The organism is Rhodopseudomonas sp., assembly GCF_013377015.1.
GTDB lineage: Bacteria > Pseudomonadota > Alphaproteobacteria > Rhizobiales > Xanthobacteraceae > JARJEH01.
Window position 1 is genome coordinate 569739 of sequence record NZ_JACABA010000002.1, and the last position, 25766, is coordinate 595504.

At 65.0% G+C, this 25766-nt stretch carries 27 protein-coding genes; 11 read left to right on the forward strand and 16 right to left on the reverse strand.

Going from position 1 to position 25766, the window contains the following annotated elements; all coding sequences use genetic code 11:
- Positions 1-134 precede the first annotated feature (134 nt).
- The 5 genes from radA (at position 135) to HXX15_RS11120 (ending at position 6153) form a co-directional block, all read left to right on the forward strand.
- The gene (radA, locus tag HXX15_RS11100; RefSeq protein ID WP_296516909.1) at positions 135-1595 is read left to right on the forward strand and encodes a DNA repair protein RadA; all 1461 of its coding nucleotides are present in this window, start codon (positions 135-137) and stop codon (positions 1593-1595) included.
- A 213-nt stretch (positions 1596-1808) separates the two neighbouring features.
- Complete coding sequence (locus tag HXX15_RS11105) at positions 1809-2435, forward strand: CvpA family protein (RefSeq protein ID WP_296516018.1); 627 nt, start codon at positions 1809-1811, stop codon at positions 2433-2435.
- 23 nt (positions 2436-2458) lie between these two features.
- The gene (purF, locus tag HXX15_RS11110) at positions 2459-3973 is read left to right on the forward strand and encodes an amidophosphoribosyltransferase (protein ID WP_296516021.1); all 1515 of its coding nucleotides are present in this window, start codon (positions 2459-2461) and stop codon (positions 3971-3973) included.
- A gap of 121 nt (positions 3974-4094) precedes the next feature.
- Positions 4095-4844: an SDR family oxidoreductase gene (locus tag HXX15_RS11115; protein ID WP_296516023.1), complete on the forward strand. Its 750-nt coding sequence runs from the start codon at positions 4095-4097 to the stop codon at positions 4842-4844.
- Positions 4845-4926: 82 nt separating this feature from the next.
- Positions 4927-6153 (forward strand): ABC transporter substrate-binding protein, encoded by a 1227-nt coding sequence (locus HXX15_RS11120; protein WP_296516026.1) that lies wholly within the window; start codon positions 4927-4929, stop codon positions 6151-6153.
- An 18-nt stretch (positions 6154-6171) separates the two neighbouring features.
- Here HXX15_RS11120 and HXX15_RS11125 read toward each other — a convergent pair whose 3' ends face one another.
- The 6 genes from HXX15_RS11125 to HXX15_RS11150 form a co-directional block, all read right to left on the reverse strand.
- The gene (locus HXX15_RS11125; RefSeq protein ID WP_296516028.1) at positions 6172-7461 is read right to left on the reverse strand and encodes a TCR/Tet family MFS transporter; all 1290 of its coding nucleotides are present in this window, start codon (positions 7459-7461) and stop codon (positions 6172-6174) included.
- 195 nt (positions 7462-7656) lie between these two features.
- Positions 7657-9045, reverse strand: a complete 1389-nt coding sequence (der, locus tag HXX15_RS11130) for a ribosome biogenesis GTPase Der (RefSeq protein ID WP_296516031.1) — start codon at positions 9043-9045, stop codon at positions 7657-7659.
- A 60-nt stretch (positions 9046-9105) separates the two neighbouring features.
- Positions 9106-9660: a hypothetical protein gene (locus tag HXX15_RS11135; protein WP_296516034.1), complete on the reverse strand. Its 555-nt coding sequence runs from the start codon at positions 9658-9660 to the stop codon at positions 9106-9108.
- Positions 9661-9706: 46 nt separating this feature from the next.
- Positions 9707-10360, reverse strand: a complete 654-nt coding sequence (locus HXX15_RS11140) for a tetratricopeptide repeat protein (protein WP_296516036.1) — start codon at positions 10358-10360, stop codon at positions 9707-9709.
- A 162-nt stretch (positions 10361-10522) separates the two neighbouring features.
- A complete protein-coding gene (gene panB / locus HXX15_RS11145; RefSeq protein WP_296516038.1) occupies positions 10523-11347 on the reverse strand; it encodes a 3-methyl-2-oxobutanoate hydroxymethyltransferase in 825 nt (274 codons plus the stop codon).
- Positions 11348-11364: 17 nt separating this feature from the next.
- Positions 11365-11943, reverse strand: a complete 579-nt coding sequence (locus HXX15_RS11150; RefSeq protein ID WP_296516040.1) for an NnrU family protein — start codon at positions 11941-11943, stop codon at positions 11365-11367.
- 188 nt (positions 11944-12131) lie between these two features.
- Between HXX15_RS11150 and HXX15_RS11155 the strand changes: the two genes are divergently transcribed.
- A complete protein-coding gene (locus HXX15_RS11155) occupies positions 12132-13100 on the forward strand; it encodes a tripartite tricarboxylate transporter substrate binding protein (protein WP_296516910.1) in 969 nt (322 codons plus the stop codon).
- Between the two features lie 76 nt (positions 13101-13176).
- On the opposite strand, the gene HXX15_RS11160 is transcribed toward HXX15_RS11155, so the two are convergent.
- Positions 13177-13623 (reverse strand): cache domain-containing protein, encoded by a 447-nt coding sequence (locus tag HXX15_RS11160; RefSeq protein ID WP_296516041.1) that lies wholly within the window; start codon positions 13621-13623, stop codon positions 13177-13179.
- Between the two features lie 150 nt (positions 13624-13773).
- Entirely contained in the window at positions 13774-14040 is a 267-nt protein-coding gene (locus HXX15_RS11165; RefSeq protein ID WP_296516043.1) for a hypothetical protein, read from the reverse strand.
- 89 nt (positions 14041-14129) lie between these two features.
- On the opposite strand from HXX15_RS11165, the gene HXX15_RS11170 reads away from it, so the two are divergent.
- The gene (locus HXX15_RS11170; RefSeq protein WP_296516045.1) at positions 14130-14438 is read left to right on the forward strand and encodes a hypothetical protein; all 309 of its coding nucleotides are present in this window, start codon (positions 14130-14132) and stop codon (positions 14436-14438) included.
- 888 nt (positions 14439-15326) lie between these two features.
- Here the strand turns inward: HXX15_RS11170 and HXX15_RS11175 are convergent.
- A complete protein-coding gene (locus tag HXX15_RS11175) occupies positions 15327-15497 on the reverse strand; it encodes a hypothetical protein (protein WP_296516047.1) in 171 nt (56 codons plus the stop codon).
- A 182-nt stretch (positions 15498-15679) separates the two neighbouring features.
- The gene (gatB, locus tag HXX15_RS11180; protein WP_296516050.1) at positions 15680-17164 is read right to left on the reverse strand and encodes an Asp-tRNA(Asn)/Glu-tRNA(Gln) amidotransferase subunit GatB; all 1485 of its coding nucleotides are present in this window, start codon (positions 17162-17164) and stop codon (positions 15680-15682) included.
- A 214-nt stretch (positions 17165-17378) separates the two neighbouring features.
- Here gatB and HXX15_RS11185 point away from each other — a divergent pair, with 214 nt between their 5' ends.
- Complete coding sequence (locus HXX15_RS11185; protein WP_296516053.1) at positions 17379-17978, forward strand: hypothetical protein; 600 nt, start codon at positions 17379-17381, stop codon at positions 17976-17978.
- 83 nt (positions 17979-18061) lie between these two features.
- On the opposite strand, the gene HXX15_RS11190 is transcribed toward HXX15_RS11185, so the two are convergent.
- Both HXX15_RS11190 and gatA read right to left on the reverse strand, forming a co-directional pair.
- Complete coding sequence (locus HXX15_RS11190) at positions 18062-19159, reverse strand: histidine kinase dimerization/phosphoacceptor domain -containing protein (protein ID WP_296516055.1); 1098 nt, start codon at positions 19157-19159, stop codon at positions 18062-18064.
- A 79-nt stretch (positions 19160-19238) separates the two neighbouring features.
- Positions 19239-20717, reverse strand: a complete 1479-nt coding sequence (gatA, locus tag HXX15_RS11195; RefSeq protein ID WP_296516057.1) for an Asp-tRNA(Asn)/Glu-tRNA(Gln) amidotransferase subunit GatA — start codon at positions 20715-20717, stop codon at positions 19239-19241.
- Between the two features lie 168 nt (positions 20718-20885).
- Between gatA and HXX15_RS11200 the strand changes: the two genes are divergently transcribed.
- Both HXX15_RS11200 and HXX15_RS11205 read left to right on the forward strand, forming a co-directional pair.
- Positions 20886-21179, forward strand: a complete 294-nt coding sequence (locus HXX15_RS11200) for a BrnT family toxin (protein WP_296516059.1) — start codon at positions 20886-20888, stop codon at positions 21177-21179.
- Complete coding sequence (locus tag HXX15_RS11205; protein ID WP_296516061.1) at positions 21124-21417, forward strand: BrnA antitoxin family protein; 294 nt, start codon at positions 21124-21126, stop codon at positions 21415-21417. Before HXX15_RS11200 ends, HXX15_RS11205 begins: the two co-directional genes overlap by 56 nt.
- A gap of 36 nt (positions 21418-21453) precedes the next feature.
- On the opposite strand, the gene HXX15_RS11210 is transcribed toward HXX15_RS11205, so the two are convergent.
- The 4 genes from HXX15_RS11210 to gatC all read right to left on the reverse strand — a co-directional run bounded on the left by HXX15_RS11210 (position 21454) and on the right by gatC (position 25211).
- Complete coding sequence (locus HXX15_RS11210; RefSeq protein ID WP_296516063.1) at positions 21454-22764, reverse strand: nitrate/sulfonate/bicarbonate ABC transporter ATP-binding protein; 1311 nt, start codon at positions 22762-22764, stop codon at positions 21454-21456.
- Between the two features lie 14 nt (positions 22765-22778).
- Entirely contained in the window at positions 22779-24509 is a 1731-nt protein-coding gene (locus HXX15_RS11215; RefSeq protein WP_296516065.1) for an ABC transporter permease subunit, read from the reverse strand.
- 194 nt (positions 24510-24703) lie between these two features.
- A complete protein-coding gene (locus tag HXX15_RS11220) occupies positions 24704-24910 on the reverse strand; it encodes a hypothetical protein (RefSeq protein ID WP_296516066.1) in 207 nt (68 codons plus the stop codon).
- Between the two features lie 13 nt (positions 24911-24923).
- Positions 24924-25211 carry an Asp-tRNA(Asn)/Glu-tRNA(Gln) amidotransferase subunit GatC gene (gene gatC, locus HXX15_RS11225; protein ID WP_296516068.1) on the reverse strand — a complete coding sequence of 96 codons (288 nt, stop codon included), beginning with the start codon at positions 25209-25211 and terminating at the stop codon, positions 24924-24926.
- Between the two features lie 197 nt (positions 25212-25408).
- On the opposite strand from gatC, the gene HXX15_RS11230 reads away from it, so the two are divergent.
- Positions 25409-25747, forward strand: coding sequence for a hypothetical protein (locus HXX15_RS11230; protein WP_296516070.1), 339 nt, complete (start codon positions 25409-25411; stop codon positions 25745-25747).
- Positions 25748-25766 lie beyond the last annotated feature (19 nt).

Sequence of the window (25766 nt, forward strand, 5' to 3'; positions counted from 1 at the left end):
CCACGCCGGGCATTGCAATCTGACCAATGAAGAATGCCATCTTCCTCTCCGAACGGGCGATTCAGAACCTGCTCGCCGCCGGCTCAAGCGTGCTATGGAATGCGCGCAATCCTCTCGACGGCGATTCCCGCACCATGGCCAAAGCCACCCTCTCCTTCGTCTGCCAGAATTGCGGCGCGGCGTTCAATCGCTGGCAGGGCAAGTGCGAATCCTGCGGCGAGTGGAACACGCTGGTCGAGGAGGATGCCGGCGGCACCTCGATTCCGGCCTCGATTCGCTCCAAGCGGCGCGGCCGGCTGTTCAAGCTGGAGAGCCTGACCGGGGCCAGCGTCGACGCCCCGCGTACCGCCTCCGGGATGTCCGAGCTCGACCGCGTCACCGGCGGCGGCTTTGTCCGCGGCTCGGTGCTGCTGGTCGGCGGCGATCCCGGCATCGGCAAATCGACGCTGCTGACCCAGGCCACCAGCCTGATGGCCCGGGCCGGGCATCGCGCGGTCTATATCTCGGGCGAAGAAGCGGTAGCGCAGGTCCGGCTGCGCGCCGAGCGGCTCGGGCTGGCCGACGCGCCGGTCCAGCTCGCCGCTGAGACTTCGGTCGAAGACATCATCGCAACCCTTTCGGAAGGCGCGGTGCCACGGCTGATCGTGATCGATTCGATCCAGACGATGTGGACCGACACGGTGGAGTCCGCGCCCGGCACCGTGACCCAGGTCCGCGCCTCGGCGCAGGCGCTGATCCGCTTTGCCAAGAAATCCGGCGCCACCATCATCCTGGTCGGCCACGTCACCAAGGACGGCCAGATCGCCGGCCCCCGCGTGGTCGAGCACATGGTCGACGCGGTGCTGAGTTTCGAGGGCGAAGGCTCGCAGCAATTCCGCATCCTCCGCGCAGCGAAGAACCGGTTCGGGCCGACCGATGAGATCGGCGTGTTCGAGATGACCGGCCTCGGCCTGCGCGAGGTCCTCAATCCGTCGGAGCTGTTCCTGTCGGAGCGCGATCTGGGCTCGCCAGGCACCGCGGTGTTCGCCGGGCTGGAGGGCACCCGCCCGGTGCTGGTCGAATTGCAGGCATTGGTTGTGCCGACCACGCTCGGCACCCCGCGCCGAGCCGTGGTCGGCTGGGATTCTTCGCGGCTGTCGATGGTGCTGGCGGTGCTGGAGGCGCATTGCGGGGTCAAGCTCTCCGGCTACGACGTCTATTTCAACGTCGCCGGCGGCTTGCGCATCAACGAGCCGGCGGCCGATCTCGCCGCCGCCGCCGCTTTGGTGTCGTCGCTGGCCAATGCGCCGCTGCCCACCGACGCGGTGTATTTTGGCGAGATCTCACTGTCGGGCGCGGTGCGGCCGGTGGCGCAGACCGCGGCGCGGCTCAAAGAAGCCGCCAAACTCGGTTTCGGCCGCGCGGTCTTGCCCGAATCGGCCCGTGGCGATGCCAGCGGCGATGCCGGATTGGTGCTCGGCACCGTCGCCGGCCTGTCCAGCTTGGTCGCCGACATCGCCGCGCGCGGTACCGCGCGGCCGAGCCGCGACACCGGCAAAGACACATCGGCAGAGAAAAATGCCACACCGGCGCGATTCCGTCGCGACCACGGCTGATCCGGGGTGACGTTGGCGGACGCCGCCGCTATACAACCCCCGCAGCTGGCATGTGGCCTGCAAGACCAATCCTTAACCGACCCGAGCAATGCTGTGAGGATGGGTCCGTTAGCGGTTTTCGGGCCTTGCGGGACGTGCCATATCACCGTCACTTGTGCGGGCACCCAACACGCCGATTCGCGCCATTGATGACCGAGCGGACCTGAGCAGCCGATGCCGATTACGATTCTCGATTTCGTTGTGCTCGCCGTGATGTTGATTTCGGGCCTGCTGGCGATGGTCCGCGGCTTCATGCGCGAGGTGCTGTCGATTGCCGCCTGGGGCGCCGCCGCGCTGGTCACGCTCTACGCGTTCCAGAAACTGCTGCCGACCGCCAAGACCTATTTCAGCAACGACACCGTCGCCTCCGTGGTGGTGATCGCCGGCGTGTTCATCGGCACCCTGATCGTGGTCTCGATCGTCACGGTGCGGATTTCCGACATGATCCTGGATTCGCGGATCGGCGCGCTCGACCGCACCCTCGGGTTCCTGTTCGGGCTGGCGCGCGGTCTGCTGATCGTGGTGGTGGCCTATCAGTTCTTCATCTGGCTGGTGCCCGACAAGCAGCGCCCGGAATGGGTGACGGCCGCGAAGTCGCGCACCGTGCTGGAAGGAACCGGGCAATGGCTGATGGCGCTCTTGCCGGATGACCCCGAGAATACCATCTTGAAGAGGTTCAAGAAGACCAAGCCGGACGACGATCAGGCCGACGATGCCGTGACGCCCGGAGCCGCCGACGGCTACAGCAAGAATCAACGCGACAACTTGAAGAAGCTGATCGAAAAGCCGGCCGCCCGTTAATCGGCCGCGAAAAGAGAGGCGCGATGGACGCGATACAGAGCCCTTCCGACGACGCCGCACGGTCTGACCAGCTCGATCTCGACCTGCAGGATTCCGATCTGAACGGCGACACGCTGCGGGAGGAATGCGGCGTGTTCGGCATCTTCGGCCATCCCGACGCCGCCGCGATCACCGCCCTCGGCCTCCACGCCCTTCAGCATCGCGGCCAGGAGGCCGCCGGCATCGTCTCGTTCGAGGGCGGCCGCTTTCATTCCGAGCGCAGGCTCGGACTAGTCGGCGACACCTTCTCCAGCGCCGATGTGATCGCACGGCTGCCGGGAACCGCAGCGGTCGGCCATGTCCGCTATTCCACCACCGGCGAAACCATCCTGCGCAACGTGCAGCCGCTGTTCGCCGAGCTCAATGCCGGCGGCTTCGCGGTCGGCCACAACGGCAACCTCACCAACGGGCTGACGCTGCGCCGCGAGCTGGTGCGCAACGGCGCGATGATGCAATCCACCACCGACACCGAAGTGATCCTGCATCTGGTCGCGCAGTCGAAGCGCGGCCGCTTCATCGATCGTTTCATCGACGCGCTGCGCGCGATCGAGGGCGCCTATTCGCTGGTTTCGCTGACCAACAAGAAGCTGATCGGCGCTCGCGATCCGCTCGGGATTCGCCCGCTGGTGCTGGGAGATCTCGACGGCTGTCCGATTCTGGCCTCGGAGACCTGTGCGCTGGACATCATCGGCGCAAAATACATTCGCGACGTCGAGCCCGGCGAAGTGGTGGTGTTCGACCGCCACGGCGTCGCCAGCCACAAGCCGTTTCCGCCGATGCCGCCGCGGCCCTGCATCTTCGAATACATTTATTTCTCGCGCCCCGATTCGATCGTCGGCGGCCGCTCGGTCTACGATGTGCGCAAGGCGATGGGCGCCGAACTGGCGCGCGAAAGCAATGTCGAAGCCGACGTGGTGGTGCCGGTGCCGGATTCCGGCGTCCCCGCCGCGATCGGCTACAGCCGCGTATCTGGCGTGCCGTTCGAGCTCGGCATCATCCGCAATCACTATGTCGGCCGCACCTTCATCCAGCCGACCCAAAGCGTGCGCGAACTCGGGGTGCGGATGAAGCACTCCGCCAACCGCGCCGCGATCGAAGGCAAGCGTATCGTCCTGATCGACGACTCGCTGGTGCGCGGCACCACCTCGCGCAAGATCGTCAAGATGATGCGCGACGCCGGCGCCAAGGAAGTGCATTTCCGCATCGCCTCGCCGCCGATCACCCACCCCGATTATTACGGCATCGACACCCCGGATCGCGCCGGCCTGCTGGCGGCGACCCGCACCCTGGAAGAAATGCGCGACCTGATCGGCGCCGACTCGCTGGCATTCCTGTCGATCGACGGCATCTACCGCGCGATGGGCGAGCCCGGCCGCGACAACGCGCATCCGAAATTCACCGACCACTGCTTCACCGGCGAGTACCCGACCCCGCTCACCGATTTGAACCAGACCGAAGCGCAGCCGCGGCAGCTCTCGCTGCTGGCCGAGGCGAGCTGAGCAACTTCCCAACGCGCATCACTAAAGTTCGTCATGCCCGGCCTTGTGCCGGGCATCCACGTCTTTAAAAGACGCCGTGGATGGCCGGGACAAGCCCGGCCATGACGGATAGAAGCTCGCCATGCCCCTCCCCCTCGCCTCCCGCATCGCTCTCGTCACCGGCGCCTCGCGCGGCATCGGCTATGCCACCGCGCTGGCGCTGGCCAAGGCCGGCGCCCATGTGATCGCCGTCGCCCGCACCCAAGGCGGGCTGGAGGAACTCGACGACGAGATCCGCAAGCTCGGCCGCGACAGCGCCACGCTGGTGCCGCTCGACCTCACCGATTTCGACGCCATCGCCCGGCTCGGCGCGGCGCTGTACGAGCGTCATGGCAAGCTCGACATTCTGGTTGGCAACGCCGGGATCGCGGGGCCGTCGTCGCCCCTCGGCCACATCGAGCTGAAGCCGTGGACCGACGTGATCGCCATCAACCTCACCGCGAATTTTCAATTGATCCGCTGCATGGAACCGCTGCTGCGGGCCTCCGATGCCGGCCGCGCGGTGTTCATCACCTCCGGATCGGCCGGCAAGGCGCCGGCCTATCGCGGTCCCTATGCGGCCTCGAAGGCGGCACTGGATTGCCTGGTGCGGGTGTGGGCCAAGGAAACCGCGACCACCACACCGATCCGCGTCAACCTGTTCAATCCGGGCCCGACCCGTACCAAGATGCGCGCCAAGGTCATGCCCGGCGAGGACCCGCAGACCCTGACCACGCCGGATCAGGTCGCCGAGCTGATCGTGCCGATGTGCCTGCCATCCTGGTCCGCGGCCGGACAAATTTATGACTATCCGTCCCGCGCGCTCAAGAACATCGAGCCCCCGGCTGATTGACTCCCGGTCGGCGGCACGGTTGACTGACGTCCAAGCGGGGCCAACACCCGCTCACAATCGACACCGATAGAGGAAGCCAAGAATGAGAGCAGTATTCTCGCGTCACCACGCCATAGCGCTCGCGCTGGCGGGCGCCGCGTTCGCAACACCTGCGCTGGCCCAGGACAAGGCCGTCAAGATCGGCGTGCTCAACGACATGTCGAGCCTGTATGCCGACATCGGCGGGCCGAATTCGGTGGTCGCCGTCAAGATGGCGATCGAGGATTCCGGCCTGCTGGCGAAGGGCTGGAAGATCGACGTGGTCAGCGGCGACCACCAGAACAAGCCCGACGTCGGCACCAACCTCGCGCGGCAGTGGATCGACGTGGACAAGGTCGACGCCATCGCCGATACGCCGAATTCCGGCGTGGCCCTCGCGGTCAGCACGTTGGTGCGTGAGAAGAACGCCGTGCTGCTGAATTCGGGCGCCGCCTCCGCCGATCTCACCGGCAAGGCCTGCACCCCGAACACGATCTCCTACACCTACGACACCTACATGCTCGCCCACGGCACCGGCAAGGCGATGACCAAATCCGGTGGCGATACCTGGTTCTTCCTCACCGCGGACTACGCCTTCGGCCACGCGCTGGAACGCGACACCACCGCGGTGGTCACCGCCAACGGCGGCAAATCGCTCGGTGGCGTCAAGCACCCGATCAACACCGCCGACTTCTCCTCTTTCCTGCTGCAGGCGCAGGCCTCGAAAGCCAAGGTGATCGGTCTCGCCAATGCCGGCGGCGACACCACCAACGCGATCAAGCAGGCGGCAGAGTTCGGCATCGTCGCCGGCGGCCAGAAGATCGCGGCGCTGCTCTTGTTCATCAACGACGTGCATTCGCTCGGCCTGAAGACCGCGCAGGGCCTGTCGTTCACCGAATCCTTCTACTGGGACATGAACGACGCCACCCGCGCCTGGTCGAAGCGGTTCGCCGCGCTGGCCAACAAGGGCTCGATGCCGTCGATGACCCAGGCCGGCAACTACGCCGCGGTGCTGCATTATCTGAAGGCGATGGAAGCCCTCGGCGGCAATCCCCATGACGGCGCCAAGGTGGTCGCCAAGATGAAGGAACTGCCGACCGACGATCCGCTGTTCGGCAAGGGTCCGCTGCGCGCCGACGGTCGCCGGCTGATCCCGGCCTACCTGTTCGAGGTGAAGAAGCCAGAGGAATCCAAGGGGCCGTGGGACTACTACAAGCTGATCTCGACCATCGCGCCCGACGACGCCGCCAGGCCGCTGTCGGAAAGCGAGTGCCCGCTGGTCAAGAAGTAAGCGGCGTCCGCTCCACCATTATCGATCAGGCGCCGCTTGCGGCGCCTGATTTCGTTTCATCGCCGCTACCGCGCTGGCGGCAATCAGCGTCGACAGCAGCAGGAGCGCGCCGGCCAGCAGGAACGGCGCGCCGGGCAGATGCAGCGGTGTGTTCGGCCCGATGAAATACGCGAAGATCATCGTGAACAGGAACGGCCCGATCAGTTCGGCGACGCTGTTGACGCTGGTGGTGGCGCCCTGCAGCTGGCCCTGTTGATCCGGCGAAACCAGCCGCGTCATCAGCCCGGAGGTCGCCGGCCCGGCGATGCCCCAGATCGTCATCACCGGAATCCCGATCCAGAACAGCGCCCCGGTCGGCGCCAGCGCATAGATCGCAAAGCCGAGCGCGCCGCAGCCATAGCCGACCACCAGCGCGCGGCGTTCCCCCAGCAGCTTCACCGCGGGCGCCACCATGAAGCCCTGCACCACCGTGGTGCAGAGTCCGACAAAGGCCAGCGCCAGGCCGACCGTGACCTGATCCCAGCCGTAGCGATAGGTGCTGTACAGCACGAAGGTCGCCGGCAGTGCGACATGCGCCACCTCGGCGCAGAAGCCGACCACCGCCAGCGCCGCCAATGTCGCATTCGAGCGCAGCAATTTCAGCGCGCCGAGCGGATTGGCGGATTTCCAGCGGAACGGCGAGCGGCGTTCCTTCGGCAGCGATTCCGGCAGGATCAGGAAGCCGTACAGCGCGTTGGCGAGGCTTAGTCCGGCGGCGACCCAGAACGGCAGCCGCGGATCGACGCCGCCGAGCAGGCCCCCAATCGCCGGGCCGAAAATGAAACCGAGCCCGAACGCGGCGCCGACCTTGCCGAACACCGCGGCGCGCTTCTCCGCAGGCGTGACGTCGGCGATATAGGCGAAGGCGGTGGAGATCGACGCCGAGGTGATGCCCGAGATCACCCGCCCGACGAACAGCCACAGCAGCGACGGCGCCAGCGCCATCAGGATGTAGTCGAGGCCGAGGCCGAGATTCGACAGCAGGATCACCGGGCGGCGTCCGAACCGGTCGCTCAATCCGCCCAGCACCGGCGAGGCGAAGAACTGCATCAGCGCCCAGGCGGTGCCGAACACGCCATAGATTTTTGCCGCGTCGGCGGTGTTGTTGTCGGCGAAGCTTTCGATCAGCTTCGGCAGGATCGGCAGGATCATGCCGACGCTCAGCATGTCGAGCAGAATGGTGACGAAGACAAAGCCAACCGCGGCGCGACGCGGCCCTTCGACCGGCGGCGTCGCCATCTCCGCCGCAACTGGCTGTTCCAGACTCATGAAATCGCTGAAATTGGCTGCGCCCTGACGACAACCGCCGACGCTCTCAGCGTAAATTAGTGGGTCCCGCCGGACCCGGCAATTCAAAATGACACATCCATTCGTCGGCAACATGGTAGCGATGGTGCCCTAAAGCCGCCCCTTGTCGTTCCGGGGCGCGAGGCCGCACGCCGCGCGAAGCCGGAGCGGCGCGCCTTACCGCGTCGGCCGCTTGCGCTTGTGGGCGAAGGGGTTGGCCTTTTCGCGCAGCATGATCCGCACCGGCGTGCCGGGCAGATCGAAATAGGTTCGCATGCTGTTGACCAGATAGCGCAGATAGGATTGCGGCACCGCGTCGGCGCGCGAGCAGAACACGATGAAGCTCGGCGGCCGCGCCTTGGCCTGGGTGACGTAGTTCAGCTTCAGCCGGCGGCCCGACACCGCGGGCGGCGGATTGGCTTCGATCGCCTGCTCGAACCAGCGGTTCAGCGTGGCGGTCGGCACCCGCTTGTTCCACACCGCGTAGGATTCCTCGATCGCCTTCATCAGCCGATCGATGCCCTCGCCCATCAGCCCTGACACCGCGACGATCGGCACGCCCTTGACCTGCGGCAGCAGGTGATCGACGTCGGTGCGCAATTGCGCCACCAGATTGGCCTGCCGGCCCATCAGGTCCCATTTGTTGACCGCGATCACCAGCGCGCGGCCCTCGCGCTCGATCAGATCGGCGATCCGCAGATCCTGTTCTTCGAACTTGTTCTGCGAATCCATCATCAGCACCACGACCTCGGCGAAGCGGATCGCCCGCAGCGCGTCGGCGACCGAGAGCTTTTCCAGCTTCTCCTCGATCCGCGAACGCCGCCGCAGCCCGGCGGTGTCGAAGATACGGAATTCGCGGCCCTGATAGTTGACCTCGACGGAGATCGAATCCCGGGTGGTGCCGGCCTCGGGGCTTGTCAGCAGCCGCTCCTCGCCGAGCAGATGGTTGATCAGCGTCGATTTGCCGGCATTGGGCCGGCCGACGATCGCCACGCGGATCGGCCGCTTGGCCAGATCCTCGTCGGATTCGATGATGTCGTCGTCGTCGAATTCCTCCGGCTCCTCTTCCGGCTCCGGCATCAGCGCACGCAGCGCGTCGTAGAGATCGCTGAGGCCCTCGCCGTGCTCGGCTGATATCTGGATCGGATCACCGAGTCCCAGCGCATAGGACTCCATCGCACCGATCTCGCCGTGCCGGCCCTCGCTTTTGTTCGCAACGAGGATCACCGGCTTGTCGGCGCGGCGGGCGAAATCGGCGAAGGCGCGATCGTTCGGTGTGAGGCCGGCGCGGGCGTCGATCACGAAGAACAGCGCGTCGGCGAGAGCGATCGCGACCTCGGTCTGCTCTTGCATCCGCGCGGTCAGCGAGCCCTTGGCGCCTTCGTCGAGCCCCGCGGTATCGATCAGGGTGAATTCGAGATCGCCGAGCTTGCCCTCGCCCTCGCGGCGGTCGCGGGTGACGCCGGGCGTGTCGTCGACCAACGCCAGTTTCTGCCCGACAAGGCGGTTGAACAACGTCGATTTGCCGACGTTAGGTCGGCCGATAATGGCAATGGTGAAGGACATCGGTGATCCGTGCGCCCATAACCGGCGCCCTGTCAATGTTGGCGCGCGGCCGAAGCCCGATCAGCGCGAGAAGGTGCCGCTTGGCAAGGGTGCGGGGAACGCCCCCGACGCCGGCTGCTGGGTAGCGGAGGGGGCCGGCTGCGCCGTGGATTGTTCAGGCGGCGGGGCCGTGGTCCTGCGCCGCGACTGTTTGGGCGGCTTTGGGGCTGGCGGCGCCGCCGCGGTGCTGCCCTCTTCCTCTGGCGCCGGTTCAGCGTCCGGCGCGGGCGCTGCCGCGACCGGTCGGGTGCTCGGCTTTGAACGCGACGCCCGCTTCGACTTCGGCTGTTGCGACGGCGGCGCGGCCTCCGCCGCCGTGGCAGCGGCGGCCTCGGCGTTCTGCCGATCGATCAGCTCCTGCTGCGAGCCCTTGTACAGACTCTTCGGCACGCCCTGCTCGACTCCGGGCACGCCTTCCGGGAACACCGGCTTGCGGTCGCCCGGCAGCTTCTTCTTGGTGTCGAGGAAATCGAACAGGTCGGTCGGGTCGAAGCCGCTCATGCTGCCGCATCCGGCCAACGCGCCCGACAGCGCCAGCAGCACGACGACAGAGATCAAACGATGGCAGCGGCGCATGGACGGTCTCTCACTCAACTCTTGTCGGTCGGCCAGTTGATTGCTGTCAGCTCTTGGCGGCAGGCGGCAGCAATGCTTGCAGGACGTCGCCGCGGCTGCGCAGGCTGGACGGCGTCTCTGCGTCAGTATTGATCAATTCGAGCCACTTCCGCGTCGCCGCGACGTCATTGGAACGCCACGCCGACAGCGCCAGCAATTCGCGCGCGCTGTGGCGATAGGTACCGGTCGGTGCGGTGGCGGGCTCGAGCCGCTGCAGCATGTCGGTGTAGCTGGTGGTTTCCATCAGCAGGCTGGCGGCGCGGATCACCGCCAGATCGCGATCCGGGACAGGAACGCTGCGGTCGGCCGCGACCTCGTCATAGAGCTTCACCGCCGCGTTCGGATCGCGAACCGCAATCTCGGCCGCCTGACGCAGCCGCGCCAGGGTGCGATATCCCGACGGCGCTGTGGTCGCCAGCTTGGCGAATGCCGCTTCGGCCTCGGCGTGCTTGTTCTGCTCGGCCAGATCGGCGGCGGCGGAGAACGCCGCGCCCGCCTCGGCCGCCTTCTTGGCCTCAAGATATTGATAGCCGCGCCAGCCGCCGACCGAAGCGACGATCAGAATCGCACCAGCGATGATGAAAATCGAATAGCGGTCCCACAGCTTCTTGAGCTGGTCGCGACGCAGGTCTTCATCGACTTCATTAAATAATTCAGACACTTAGGATTTTCCCGTCCCGAAGTAGCGGCGCCTCGCAGCGAGTCCGCACCGTCCTGCCCCGCGCATGCCGGCGGCGATACCCTAGCGATATGGCGACGGCAAGGCAAAGCAAGCCCGATCAAAGCGTTAACTACGACAACCTCGTCTGTTGCTGGCAGCGTCTCAGCCCTTCGGCTTCATGCCGTAGACATGCTCCGGCCCGGGAAAGGCGCGCGAGCGCACCTCGTCGGCATAGTCCTTGATCGCGGCCTCGATGCCGGGGCCGAGATTACCGTAGCGCTTGACGAATTTTGGCGCGCGCGGCGACAGGCCGAGCATGTCTTCCAGCACCAGCACCTGGCCGTCGCAGGCGGCGCTGGCGCCGATCCCTATGGTCGGGATCGCGATCTGTTCGGTGATCTTGCGACCGAGCGGTTCGGCCACCGCCTCGATCACCACCGAGAACGCTCCGGCCTCGCTGACGGCGCGGGCGTCGGCCTCGATCGGCTCCCAGCTGCCCTCCTCGCGGCCCTGGGCGCGGAACGAGCCCAGCGTGTTGATCGATTGCGGCGTCAGCCCGATATGGCCCATCACCGGCACGCCGCGCTCGGACAGGAAGCGGATGGTCTCGGCCATCTTGACGCCGCCCTCCAGCTTCACCGCGCCGCACAGGCTTTCCTTCATGATCCGCACCGCGGAATGGAACGCCTGCTCCTTCGACGCCTCATAGGAGCCGAACGGCATGTCGACCACCACCAGCGCCTGCTCGGAGCCGCGCATCACCGCGCGGCCCTGCAGGATCATCATATCGAGGGTCACCGGCACCGTGGTCTCGAAGCCGTGCATCACATTGCCGAGCGAGTCGCCGACCAGGATGACGTCGCAATAGCGATCGACCAGCGACGCGGTGTGGGCGTGATACGAGGTCAGCATCACGATCGGATCGCCGCCCTTGCGCGCGCGGATATCCGGCGCGGTTTTGCGCCTGATGGCGGATTGCACCGACATGTTATTATTCCTTGGACTCAGAAGACCGAGACGCCGATCACCATTGGGTGGAAAACGAAGGCCAGCGCGAGATACACCACGACTCCGATCGCGATCGCGATCAGGTCGTTCTTCGGACCGCCCACCGGGATCGGCGGGCCGCCGAGATCGCTGCGGTGCTTCAGCGAGATCCGGTCGAACACCGCCCAGCCCAGAAACGCGCCGAACAGGATGATCGAACCGAGATCGCCATTGGCCAGCAGATGCGCCGCCGCCCACAGCTTCACCGCGGTGATCATCGGATGTTTCACGACGGTGTAGATGCGGCCACGGCTATAGGCCGCCACCAGCAGGATCACCGCCGGCAGCATCAAGGCCGCGGTGACGTGCTTGGTCCATTTCGGCGGATGCCAGAGGTCGATCATGCCGCCGGCGCGATACTCGCCGAAGCCGTAGGCGATCAGCACGATCCCGCCGAGCGCCAGCACCGCATAGCCGATCTTGTAGACCGCCTCGCCGCCGATCCCGATCAGCCGGGCGCGTAGGTCGCGCTGCGTGGTCACGATATGGGTGCCCATGAACAGCACCAGACCGAGGATCATCACCACAAGTCCCATCACGCTACTCCCTGTTTATGGTCGCACGTCGCGGTTTCCGCGCCGGTGGATTCCACTTATGGTCCGCGCCGTCGCGCGCGCCATGGGCTCAGCGGCCGGAGCGCGGAACGGTTCCGGGTATCATTCTTTATGGGACGGACGCAATGCTGAGGGGATCTGCCGGACCGACGGTGTCGCGCGCCATCTTGCTGCAAACCATGGCGCTGGCGGCACTGCTTTGGCTACCGGGCGCCGCGGACGCGCTGGCGCAAGCCGCATACTGGCCGCCGAAACTGGTGCGGATCGTGGTGCCGTTCGGGCCGGGCTCGACGCCGGACCTGGTCGGCCGGATTGTTGCCGACAGTCTGCAGGCGCATCATCCGGGTTCCAGCTTCGTCGTCGAGAACAAGCCCGGCGCCTCCGGCAATATCGGCACCGACGCGGTTGCCAAGGCGGCGGGAGACGGCGCCACGCTCGGCATCTCGCTCGGCGGGCCGCTGGCGATCAACACGCTGTTGTTCGCCAGGCTGCCCTACGATCCGGAACGAGACATCGCGCCGGTGACGCTGCTCACCCAATTGCCGAGCGTGCTGGCGGTGCCGGCGAGCCTCGGCGTCGGCAGCGTCGCGGAGTTCGTGGCGCGGCTGAAGAGCGACAAGACCGGCCTCGCCTATGCGTCGATCGGCGCCGGCTCGCTGTCGCAGCTGTGCATGGAGGCGATCGCGCAGCACGCCGGCGCCGGCATGGTGCACATCCCCTATGCGGGCTCGCCCAATGCGGTGACTGCGCTGATCCGCGGCGACGTCCAGGCGGCGTGCCTGCCGGCGATCGCGGTGACGCCGCATCTGGCGTCAGGCGCGGTCAAGATCCTCGCGGTCTCGACCGCCGCGCGATCGCCGTTCCTGCCCGAGGTACCGACGCTGAAGGAAAGCGGCATCGACGTGCAGTCGGATGCCTGGAATGCGCTGATCGCGCCGGGCGCAACGCCTTCGGCGCTGGTCGATGTGATCAATGCGGACGTCCGGCAATCGCTCGGCGAAGCGGCGGTGATCGCCAAGCTGAAGGCCCAGCTGATCGCGCCCGCGCCCTCCACGCCGCAACAATTGCGGGACCGGATGGCCGCCGAGAAGCTGTTGTGGGCCGACGTGATCCGCGCCGCCAAGATCCGGATCGAGTGAGCCGCGACTGCGCCGGAAACAGAAACGGCGGCGAGCAATCCCGCCGCCGTTGGTCCGACAAATCGAAGGTTAGGAATTACTTGTAGTAGCCGACGGCGCAGGTCTGGTCGCCGATTTTGGTCACGAAGGTGACCTTCTGCACCGGATCGGTCTGGCCGGGGCGCGGCCACATGTAGCTGACTTCCTTGACCTCGCCTTCCTTGGCGGTGGAATAGATCTCCTCGCCCAGCGCCTTGCCGGTCTTGTCCTTGAGTTCCTTCAGGCTCTTGCCGACCAAGGTCGGGTGCGCGGTGAAGTTGCCGTCAGCGCCGCCGCAGAACGGGTAAAGATCGCGATCCTTGAAGCCGCCCTCGCCCTTGTTGAACTGGGCAAGTGCTGCGGCCTTGTCGGCCTTGACGGCGGCGGCGGCCTTGTTGAGCATGGCCTTGGCTTCGTCGGCGGTGCCGAACTCAGCGGCCAGCGCCCCGGACGCGGCGAGCGCGCCCACGGTGGCGACGATGCTGAAGATTGATTTCAGTTTCATGGCATTCCTCCTGAAAGCTCCCTTGCTGGAGCGTGCCGGAAGAATAACTTCGGTGCGGCGTCGTGGTCTGCGCAACTTACGACTAATTCAACATACGCCGATACCGCGCGCGTGCGACAGCACGCCGCGCCTGGCGTCGGATCGCGTCGATCAGTGCGACGTCATCCAGGCGCGGGCTTCGCGCTGCGCCTTGGCGATCTCTTCCGCCGACATCAGCTCGGCGATTTCGCGGCGCAGCTGGATCGCATCGACCCGGCCCTTCAGCGCCGCGAGATTGAACCATTTGTGCGCCGCCACCAGATCGACCGGCGCCGAGCGTCCGGATGCGAACAGCATCCCGAGGTCGAACAGCAGGTCCGGATTGGCGCCGGCTTCCACCGGGGTCGCGGTTTCAAGATCGAAATTGCCCTGAAGCATCTTGCTCTCCATCTTTGGCCGGCTCGAACCCGAGGCGGCTCCTGTCCAATCGTTCAACACATCCCACCGCCGTGATCCGGCGTGTTGGGATGATCATGTCGATCAAATTTGAAGAGCAGTTTAAGTATCGCGATGAAGAGAATCTGAACAAGGCAACCCGGCGGCTCGCCCCCGATCGCAAAAACCACTGTGCCGCAGCGATTTACATCGGGTCGCCAGACTTGGTTTACCCTCGGTTTTCGCGAAACGATAACCATCGCACCAACGCGCCGGTGCCTGATGCCACCGGGCTTTGGGTCGGACAGCGATGGGAGGGGATGCGGCCCGGCGACTGGGCGCGGGGCAAAAAAACGAGGGCGTCGGCGAACACGTCAGGATCAAATCTCACGCCGCGGTGACCGCCGGTGAAACTGCGGACCCAAGATCCGCACCGTACGAAGAAAAACCGTTTCTTCTGCCGGACCGCTTCCAACCAGAGCGAACCCTGTCGAACTTACGATCCGGCCGTTTGACCTGATGTCTCGCCGACACCCTCTTTCGTCGACCAGAGCCTCCGCTGAAATCCGCTTCGTGAAGCGGACGGTGCTGGTGGCTCTTGTGACGTCGCCGGCATCGACCTGCCGGCAATCTCGTTGTCGAAGTTACTTCTTCTTCTTGGCGACCTTCTTCGTCTTCTTCGCGGTCTTCTTCACCGCGCTCTTCGTCGCCTTCTTTGCCTTCTTAGCTTTCTTGGCCATGTTGCCCTCCTGAATAAAGTGAGATGGCTTAATCGCTGCGTGCACTCGGGAATCGAAATGCACTACATTCCGAATACACCAACACATTAGAAAAAACAGTGTCCCGCTTAAGGAAGTGTTGATGACGCAATGTCACCGCGCGTACCGCACGTTCGAACCGAACACACCAACGCATCGACGGCGCGATGCAGATTGTGCGTGAAAACACTACGTCGACGATTGTCAAGATTGCAGAAAGTGCTTGAACCGCAGGTATTTTCGTAATTCACGATGCAAGAGAAGCGCGCGCATCGCGGCCATCCGCGACTCATCGCGCGGAGCCGAAAACCTCGTTCGCGGACTCTGAGTCGCGATTTTTGGCAATGAAAAAATTTTCGTGCTTGCGGTCTCGACGTCTCATCAAGGCTCGCCAAGCCGGGTTTTTTCGACGAATCGAATTCGCTGATTCGCGATCGGTTCAGCGTCCGCAGGACGACGTCGGAGCGCCGACGCGGTGTCGTCGCGACCTTGCGGTCACGCGCAGACGGCGACGCTGCCCTCGCCGCGAACTCAGTCGGGCGCCGGAATGGGTCCTGCCGGATCGAACAGAACGACCACCGCGAAGGCGATCAACGCGGCGCCGAGCAGCGTGCCGAGCAGCCACAGCGCCGATCGGCCGCGACGTCGCCAGCGCGACGCCGCGGCGGTTTGCTGCGTCAGAACATCGATCGGGTAAACCACGCAGGTGCCGAGGTTGCCGAGCGCGGCGAGCGAGATCAGGCCCGGCCAGTGTCGCGCGATGTAACCGGGATGGCCGCCAAGCTAGGCGGCGGGCAACGCCGCCAGTAGCAAGACGAGGTTGAAGCCAATGCGCCGCGGTTCCCAAGAGCGAACCGCCTCCCGCAGCGCGGGAGGCACCGCCATCACAGCCCGAGCTTGCTCTTCAGGATGTCGTTGACCGCTTGCGGGTTGGCCTTGCCGCCGGACGACTTCATTACCTGGCCGACGAACCAGCCGATCATTGCCGGCTTGTCGCGCACCTGGGCCGCCTTGTCCGGATTGACCGCGATGATGTCGTCGACCACCTTCTCGATCGCGCCGAGGTCGGTGACCTGCTTCATGCCGCGCGTCTCGACCAGTGCGCGGGGATCGCCGCCTTCCTGCCAGACGATCTCGAACAGGTCCTTGGCGATCTTGCCGGAGATCGTGGCGTCGCCGATTAGGTCGACGATCGCGGCAAGCTGCGCGGCGGAGACCGGCGAGGCGGCGATGCCATGGCCGTCCTTGTTGAGCCGGCCAAACAACTCGTTGATCACCCAGTTGGCGGCAAGCTTGCCGTCGCGGGCGGCGTTGGCGAGCTTGCCGAGCACCGCTTCGTAGAAGTCCGCGCTCTCGCGCTCGCTGACCAGCACGCCGGCGTCGTCGGGCGACAGCGCGAAGTCGCGGATGAACCGCGCCTTCTTGGCGTCCGGCAGTTCCGGCAGTTCGGCCTTGAGCGCGTCGACATAGGCTTGCGAGAATTCCAGCGGCAGCAGGTCGGGATCGGGGAAATAGCGGTAGTCGTGCGCCTCTTCCTTGGAGCGCATCGAGCGGGTCTCGCCCTTCACGGCGTCGAACAGCCGGGTTTCCTGGTCGATTGGACCGCCGTCTTCCAGAATGCCGATCTGGCGCCGCGCTTCGTATTCGATCGCCTGGCCGATGAAGCGGATCGAATTGACGTTCTTGATCTCGCAGCGGGTGCCGAGCGGCCCGCCGGGCTTGCGCACCGAGACGTTGACGTCGGCGCGCAGGCTGCCCTTCTCCATGTCGCCGTCGCAGGTGCCGAGATAGCGCAGGATGCTGCGCAGCTTGGCGACATAGGCCTTGGCCTGTTCGGAGGTGCGCATGTCCGGCTTGGAGACGATCTCCATCAGGGCGACGCCGGAGCGGTTGAGGTCGACGAACGACATCGTGGCGTGCTGGTCGTGCAGCAACTTGCCGGCGTCCTGCTCCAGATGCAGCCGTTCGATCCCGACCGTGATGCTGTCGCCGCTGTCCAGATCGACGATCACCTCGCCCTCGCCCACGATCGGCGACTTGTACTGGCTGATCTGGTAGCCCTGCGGCAGGTCCGGATAGAAATAATTCTTGCGGTCGAACACCGAGCGCAGATTGATCTGCGCCTTGAGGCCGAGCCCGGTGCGCACCGCCTGGCGGATGCAGGCCTCGTTGATCACCGGCAGCATGCCGGGCATCGCCGCGTCGACCAGCGAGACATGCGAGTTCGGCTCGCCGCCGAATTCCGTCGAGGCGCCGGAGAACAGCTTCGAGTTCGAGGTGACCTGGGCGTGGACTTCCAGCCCGATCACGATTTCCCAGTCGCCGGTGGCGCCCTTGATCAGCTGTGATGGTTTGACGGTTGCGTTCATGTGCGGCTTTTACTCCGCCGGCGGGTCCGAGAAAACCCCGATGTTCCAGGTAACCTGACGGTAATGCAAGGCAGGCCGGTCCGCATGGCGCGGCGAAACCCCCGCGGGACCGGCCTATGTCACAGCCCGGTCTCGTTTCGGGCGCTTGATATGCCTCAACGAGGCAATCCCGGACCGCACCAAGATATTCCCCGGGGCAGGCAAGGAGATGGACATGACGAACGAAGGTTATTCGCACCAATTCTCGAGCTGGGCAAAAGAACGGATCGACGAGATCGAGGCGACGTTGGCATCGATCGAAACCCGCGCGGCCACGCTGCAGGACGAAGCCAAGCGGCAGGCCGAGCAAGCGATCGCGCAGATCAACGTGCAGCGCGATGCGTTCCTGGAAGCCGTCCGCAAGCAACAACACGAAGGCGAAGCCGCATGGACCGCCGCAAAGGCCGATCTGGCTCCGGCTTGGGCCAGTTTCGAGGCCACCGTGCAGGGGTATATGTCCGACGTCGTCCAGCAGGCCGAGCAGCAGACCGCAACTTTCAAGGCCCGCGCCGACGCCCAGCGCGAGGCCTGGCAGCAAGCGAGCGAGGCCCTGCTCGGCAAGACCGTTGCCTTCGCCGAAGCCAAGAAAAAGGACGTCGAGGCGGCGATGGTGCAGTTGAAAACCGAGGCGGAAGCCGCACGGTTGAGGCTGGAAGCGCAGCAGAAGGCTGGAGCGGATTCGTGGTCGGTGATGAAATCCGCGCTTGAAGAAAGCCGTTCTGCGTTCGACAGCGCTATCCAGAAGGCGCTCGATGCCTTCAAGAAGGCGTCATAGCCTGATCAAAGGCGCCTGATGCACGACGCGCGCTCGCTGGGCGCGCGTCGGCTTCAAGCGCTGCTTGTTGATGAGTCTGTACCCTAGTTCGCCGCTGGCGGCTGTACCGCGTCGAACGCCAGCGTGAACCAGGTGCCCTGGCCGCGGATGGTCTCGGCCTTGAACGCGACGTTGCGGGCGTTTTCCTGCAGCGTCTGCAGAATCAGGGCGCCGAGCTTGCGCGGCGACGGCCATTCCTGCCCCTCGCCGAGGCCGACGCCGTCGTCCGACACGATCACGGTGACGCGGCCGCCGTCCAGCTTGCAGATCAGTTTCAGCCGGCCGCCGCTGCGGCCGACGAAGGCGTATTTCAACGCGTTGGTCAGCATCTCGTTGACCAGCAGCCCCGCCGGCATCGCGACATTGATCGACATCGGGCAATAGCCGACGTCGAGCTCGATCTCGATATCCGGCGTCGCATTGGCCTGCATCACCGCGGTGGCGACGTCGGACAGATACTGGCCGAGGTCGATATCGGCCAGCGCGTTCTCCGCCGACAGGATCCGGTACAGCACCGTCAGGGCATCGATCCGGCTCGCCAGCCGAGCCAGCGCGACCGTCTCGCCCTCGGCGGCCGAGCGCGCCTCCATCCGCACCAGCGCGGTGATCAGCTGCAGATTGTTCTTCACCCGGTGCTGCAGCTCGCGCATCAGCATGTCGCGATCGCGGATCTGGCTCTCGAATTGCTCGATCTGGGCGCGCTCGCGGCCGCCGACATCGACCAGCGCGGCGATCCGGAAATTCTCGATGCCGTCGTCGCTTTCGATCACCGAGGCATACGCCTGCACGATCACCAGCCGGTCGACCGGCCCCGCGGGCCGGAACACGCCGACGAAATCCTCGCCGTCGCGGATCGCCGTGCCCAGCGTCTGGGTCTGGTCGTCCTCGTTCAGGAATCCGTCGAGGAAGCTCCAGCCCTGGCCTTCGACATCGGCCGCCGCCAGCGACATCAGGGTTTCGAACGCCTTGTTGGCGTAGACCACCCGTTGTTCCAGCCCGGAACCGCGCGACACCGCCACCGCGACAGGAACGTGATCCAGCAGATGCTTGTAGCGGTCGTTCTCGAGCGCCACGGCGAGCTTCGACGATCCCAGAATCTGATCGACCTGTTGGGAGGACGGCGTTCCGTCGTCAGCGCTCATGGCGGCCCCTGCTCATGCGGAAATGATGGCGAAACGCGCGCCCGAACGCAACGAAAACAGGTACGCGGAAAAGCAAGAATTACGCCCACCACTTCGCCGGCGAGAACCGCCCGGCGGTCTGCTCGATCACCTCGCCGAGCGAGAACAGCGTCTCCTCGTCGAATGGCCGGCCGATCAGCTGCAGCCCGAGCGGCAGACCCTGCGCATCCTTGCCGCCGGGCACCGCGATTCCGGGTAGCCCCGCCATGTTCACCGTCACCGTGAAGATGTCGTTGAGATACATCTCGACCGGATCGGCACCGCCCTTCTCGCCGATTCCGAACGCCGCCGACGGCGTCGCGGGCGTCAGAATCGCCGAGACGCCCTTGGCGAAGCATTCCTCGAAATCACGCTTGATCAGCGTGCGAACCTTCTGCGCGCGCAGGTAATAGGCATCGTAGTAACCTGCCGACAGGACATAGGTGCCGATCATGATGCGGCGACGCACTTCGGCGCCGAACCCCTGGGCGCGGGTGTTTTCGTACATCTCGGTGATGTTGCGGCCATTGACCCGCGCGCCGTAGCGCACGCCGTCGTAGCGCGCCAGGTTCGACGAGGCCTCCGCCGGCGCCACGATGTAATAGGCCGGCAGCGCGTATTTGGTGTGCGGCAACGACACCTCGACCAGTTCGGCGCCCGCGGCCTTCAGCCAGTCGGCGCCGTCGGTCCACAGCTTCTCGATTTCCGGCGGCATGCCGTCGAGCCGGTACTCCTTCGGAATGCCGATCTTCATGCCCTTCACCGAGCGGCCGATCGCCGCCTCATAGTCCGGCACCGGACGATCCACCGAGGTGGTGTCCTTCGGATCGTGGCCGGCCATCGAGCGCAGCAGGATCGCGCTGTCGCGCACCGTGCGGGCGATCGGGCCGGCCTGATCGAGCGACGACGCGAAGGCGACGATGCCCCAGCGCGAGCAGCGGCCATAGGTCGGCTTGATCCCGACCGTGCCGGTGAACGCCGCCGGCTGCCGGATCGAACCGCCGGTGTCGGTCGCGGTAGCGCCGAGGCAGAGTCCCGCAGCCACGGCCGATGCCGAGCCGCCCGACGAGCCGCCGGGGACCAGTTTGGCGTCCGAGCCGTCGCGCCGCCACGGATTGACCACCGGCCCGAAACACGAGGTCTCGTTCGACGAGCCCATCGCGAATTCGTCGTTGTTCAATTTGCCGAGCATCACCGCGCCGTCGCGCCACAGCTGCGCGGACACCGTCGACTCATAGGGCGGCGTGAAATCGTCGAGGATCTTCGAACATGCCGTGGTGCGCACGCCTTTGGTGGCGAACAGGTCCTTGATGCCAAGCGGCAGACCTGCGAGCGGACCGCCCTCGCCGCTGGCGAGTTTCGCATCGGCCGCACGCGCCATGCCGCGCGCCTGCTCTGGCGTTTCCAGCACGAAGGCGTTGAGCACGCGGGCGGCTTCGATCGCCGCCAGATGGGCGTCGGTCAGTTCCAGAGCAGTGAAGGTCTTCTGCACGAGGCCGTCCCGGGCCTCGGCGAGCGTCAGCGAAGTGAGATCGGTCATTAGGACGGTACAGCCATATTGATTTGTCGAATGAATGCCCAAAAAAAGGCGCGGGCATCGTGATGGCCTGCGGGCTAGCATAGCGAGGGCAGAAAATGAAGCAATTGCGGCCTTCCCTATTACGTCCCTACAAAATCATTGACGCGGCCTATTTATGTAGTTACAAATATGACGAAGGTTACGTTCGACCCGGCCAAACGGATCTGGACCCTGCAGCATCGGGGCCTCGATTTCTCGGTCGACGCGCCCCGGCTATTCGCCGGTCGCAAAGTGACGACAATCGATGATCGCTTCGACTACGGCGAGGTACGCTACATCACCGCCGGCCAGGTCGATGGACGACTGGTGGTGACGGTCTGGACCTGGCGCGGCGACGCACGCCACATCATTTCAATGAGGTACTGCCATGCCAAGGAAGAAGCCCGCTGGACCGAAATTATTCGGCAAACCCCTGACGAATGATCCCGATGACGCGCCGGAACTGCTCGACGATTTTTTCCGGTACGGCGAATTAAGCGACGGCGACAAGGTGATCCGCCGCGGCCGGCCGCCGCTCGGCGACAAACCGAAATGCTCGGTGACGCTGCGGCTGGACGCCGACGTGCTCGACTCCTACCGCGCACTCGGCGCCGGCTGGCAGTCGCAGATCAACGCCGATCTGCGCCGCGTCCGCAAGCTGAAGAAGGCGCCAAACGGCTGAGATTGCCAAGCACGTCGCCCGGCAACACCCTGCGCATCAATGGGGATTTTCCAGGCTGAACAACTCGGATTGCTCGTCATAGGCGAACAGCTCGGCATAGCGGCCCCATGACACGATCGTCTTCAGCGTTTCGTCGGCATAGTCCTCCGACATGTAGTCTTCGAGTTCGTTGCGAAACCGCGCCGCCGGCGCGGTGTGCGACGGCCGCTCGTCGAGCACCCGGCGGATCAGCCCGATCACCGGCACGTAATTGACGAGGTGCTCGGCGAACAGCTTCTTGCGCGCGTCGGTGTCGAGATCGGCGAACCGCTTGCCCGCGTCGGCCAGCACGATGTCGCCCTCGCTCACTTGCGCGAACCGCAGCAATTGCAGCGTCTCGGCGAGATGGAACAGATCGTCGGCCTCGAGTTGCAGGCTGCCGGCCAGCACCGGCAAGTCGGCCCGCCCATGATAGGGTGCGCCCGCCAGTGTCTCGATCAGGCCGGACAGCAGGTTCGACGAAACGTGGTTCAGCACCATGCCGACGCCGGTGCTGGGCAATCCCTCCACCGCGGCGGTCTTCGGCTCGGCGCGCTGCGTCATCCGGGCATAAATACTGTCGACCAACTGACGGAAGGTCGGATCGACGCGGTTGCGCGGATGCGCCAAATCGACCTTGATCTCGGCGGCGACGCGGCCGGGATTGGAGGAGAACACCAGAATGCGGTCGCACATCAATACGGCCTCCTCGATGTTGTGGGTCACCATCAGCACCGACTTGATGGGCAGTCGACCTTCGATCCAGAGATCGATCAGGTCGGTTCGCAATGTCTCGGCGGTCAGCACGTCAAGCGCCGAGAACGGCTCGTCCATCAACAGCAGATCGGGATGCACCACCAGCGCGCGCGCGAATCCGACGCGCTGGCGCATGCCGCCGGACAATTCCTTCGGATAGGCCGACTCGTAGCCGTCGAGGCCGATCAGGTCGATCGCAGCCAGCGCACGGGTGCGGCGCTCCGAACTCTCGATCCCGAGCGCTTCCAGGCCGAGTTCGACATTCTGCAGAACCGTCAGCCAGGGAAACAGCGCGAACGACTGAAACACCATGGAGACGCCGTCCGGCGGACCGTCGATCGGCTCGCCGCGACATTGCGCGTTGCCGGAGGACGGCGAGATCAGTCCGCCGATGATCCGCAGCAATGTCGACTTGCCCGACCCGGACCGCCCGAGCAGCCCGACAATCTCGCCCGCGCGCAGGGTGAGATCGACGTTTTCGAGCACCACCAGGTCCTCGCCGCTGCCTTTCGGAAACGAGCGGCAGAGGCTGCGGATCTCGAGCAGGCTGGCTTGATTCACTTGATCGAGCATGGCTTGATTCCTCATCAGCCGAGCCGGAGACGGCGCTCGCCGAAGGCATAGAGCGGCCGCCACAGCAGGCGGTTGAACAGCGTGACCAGAATGCACATGACGGCGATGCCGAGTACGACCCGGGGAAAGTCGCCGGCAGTCGTTGCGGTGGCGATGTAGGCGCCAAGACCGGTGGCGGTGAGTTGGGTATCGCCCCAACTCGCGACTTCCGCAACGATCGACGCATTCCACGAACCACCGGAGGCCGTGATGGCACCGGTGATATAGTACGGAAAAATGCCCGGCAGGATCGCCTTGGTCCACCACCGCCAGCCCGTCAGGTGAAAGCTGCTGGCGGCCTCGCGAAGATCGGTCGGGAATGCGCTGGCGCCGGCGATGACGTTGAACAAGATGTACCATTGCGTTCCCAGAATCATCAGCGGGCTGAGCCAGATATCCGCGTTGAGGCCGAAGCGGACGATCACCACCACGAACACCGGAAAGGCGAGATTGGCCGGGAAAGCGGCGAGAAACTGCGCAACGGGCTGAGCGCGTTCGGCGAGCTTCGGTCGCAGCCCGATCCAGACCCCGATCGGCACCCAGATCAAGCTCGCCAGTACGATCAGCACGGCGACCCGCGCCAGCGTGATCAGGCCGAGCCCGACGGCTCCCAGCACGTCGGTCACGCCCAGGGTCGCCGACAGATATTGATAGACCTTCCAGCTCGCGTAGCCGCAGCCGGCGACAATCAGCACCAGCCAAAGCGCATCGATGGCGCGCGACGGCTTGCGCGCGGCCGACTTACGCAACCGAAAGGGCAACGCGATCTGCAGATTCGAGATCGACCGGCTGGCGGCGGCGAACGGCACCGACAATGCACGCAGGGCCCTGGTGCGACGAAACAGATCGAGCACCCAAGAGGACGGTTCGGTGCCGGAGGCGGTCTGTTCGAAGCGGAATTTATCCGCCCACGCGACAATCGGCCGAAACAGCAACTGGTCGTAGACGATGATCACAAACAGCATCGCCAGAATGGCGTAGCCGATCGCCTGCAGATTCTGTTGCTGGATGCCGAGCGCGACATAGGAGCCGATTCCGGGCAGCGTGACGGTGGCGTTGCCGACGGTGATGGCTTCCGAAGCCACCACGAAGAACCAGCCGCCCGACATCGACATCATCGTATTCCAGATCAGGCCGGGCATCGCGAACGGCACGTCGAGCCGCCAGAACCGCTGCCAGCCGCTGAGATGAAAGCTCTGCGACGCCTCCTCCAGATCCTTCGGCACGTTGCGCATCGACTGGTACATGCTGAAGGTCATGTTCCAGGCCTGGCTGGTGAAGATCGCGAACACGCAGGCGAGCTCGGCCCCGAGCACGCGGCCGGGGAACAGGTTCATGAAGAACACGACGGTGAAGGTCAGGAATCCGAGGATCGGCACCGACTGCAGGATGTCGAGCAGCGGGATCAGCACCATCTCGGCGCGCCGGCTCTTGGCCGCGAGGGCCGCGTACAGGAAGGTAAACACCAGCGAGCAGACGATCGCCGTCAGCATCCGGAGCGTGGTGCGGAGCGCATATTCGGGCAGATTGGCCGGATCGAGCGAGACAGGCGGACTGTCGAGCGCCGACAGCGGAACATTGATCTGTTCGCCTCCATAAACCACCAGCACCAGCGCCCCGACGATCAGCACCAGCGCGACGAAATCCCAGAAATTCGGCAACAGCCGCCGATCGAGCAGAGGTGGCGACGGTTTCTGGGCACGCATGCGGGACACCACTGGATCGAATTGGGCCGGGGCACATCGACAGAGTCGCATCCCCGGCGTCGGTGAGGTTGTGTTCAGACAGGCATGACGAGCATGTGAACAGGCAACGATGAGCGCCAACGCGGCCTATTCAATGGGCGCGACACTGTCAATCCGCATCGCGACCACCAAAGGTTTCCGCGATCGTCAGGGGACTATTTGTTGACAGGGCTGCAGAAGAACGGCGACAGCGTCTTGTCGTTTTCGGGCGCTTCGGCGCGCGCCTTGTCGGCGGCCTGGAGCTGATCCAGCACGGCGTCCATCGCCTTGTCGGGATCGGCGGCCTTGCCCTGCCGCTCCATCGCGTCGAGGTAATTCATGTAGGCCTGATAGGCCTTCTCGTCGTCGCACAGCAGGCACATGAGTTTGTCCGTCCTATTCGACGACCTTCGGCACCAGATAGAAATGATCCTCGGTCGCCGGCGCATTGGCGACCACAGCGTCGGCGATCTCGCCGTCATCGACCACGTCGCCCCGCTTCTTCATCTGCATCGGCGTCACCGAGGTCATCGGCTCGACGCCGTCGACATTCACTTCCGAGAGCTGCTCGACGAAGGCCAACATCGCGTTGAGCTCGCCCTGCAGATGCGGCACCTCGGCATCGGTCACCGCGATCCGGGCGAGATGCGCGATCCGGCGGACAGTGGTGGCATCGACCGACATGATGTTTGGCCTCGTGTGATTGAACCCGCCGTATAGCAGACCGGGCTTTGCCGCCGCAACCGCGCGTGCCGCCGCGACGGCCAGGCAATTCTCCCTCGCCGGCGTCGCGACATCTGGCCGATGGAACCCAACTCAATTATACCGCAGCGGTCGGTCGGATTATCCGAGCATTACGTCAATCGGGGAGGACGAGAACAATGGGTCGAATCGTTGCTGCGATACTGCTCGCAGGTCTGGCGCTGTCGGGGACAACGGCCATGGCGAGCGACTATGCATTCAAGCTGCACAATCGCTCCACGGGCTGGACAATCAGCGGTTTCTATACCCTCCAGGATGGCGTCTGGAGCGAGAACTGGCTGGATAGCCAGATTCCGGCCGGCTCGTCGGTGCGGATGGATTGGAAAAGCAACGCGGGCAACTGCGTGGTGCCATTCCGCGTCCGCTGGGTGGATTACGGCGCCGAGGATTTCAGCATCGATTGGTGCAAGAGCGTCAGCAATATCTACATGAAGGACGCGGGTTTTAGTTGGGACTGAGCGAGTCCGGCAACGCCAC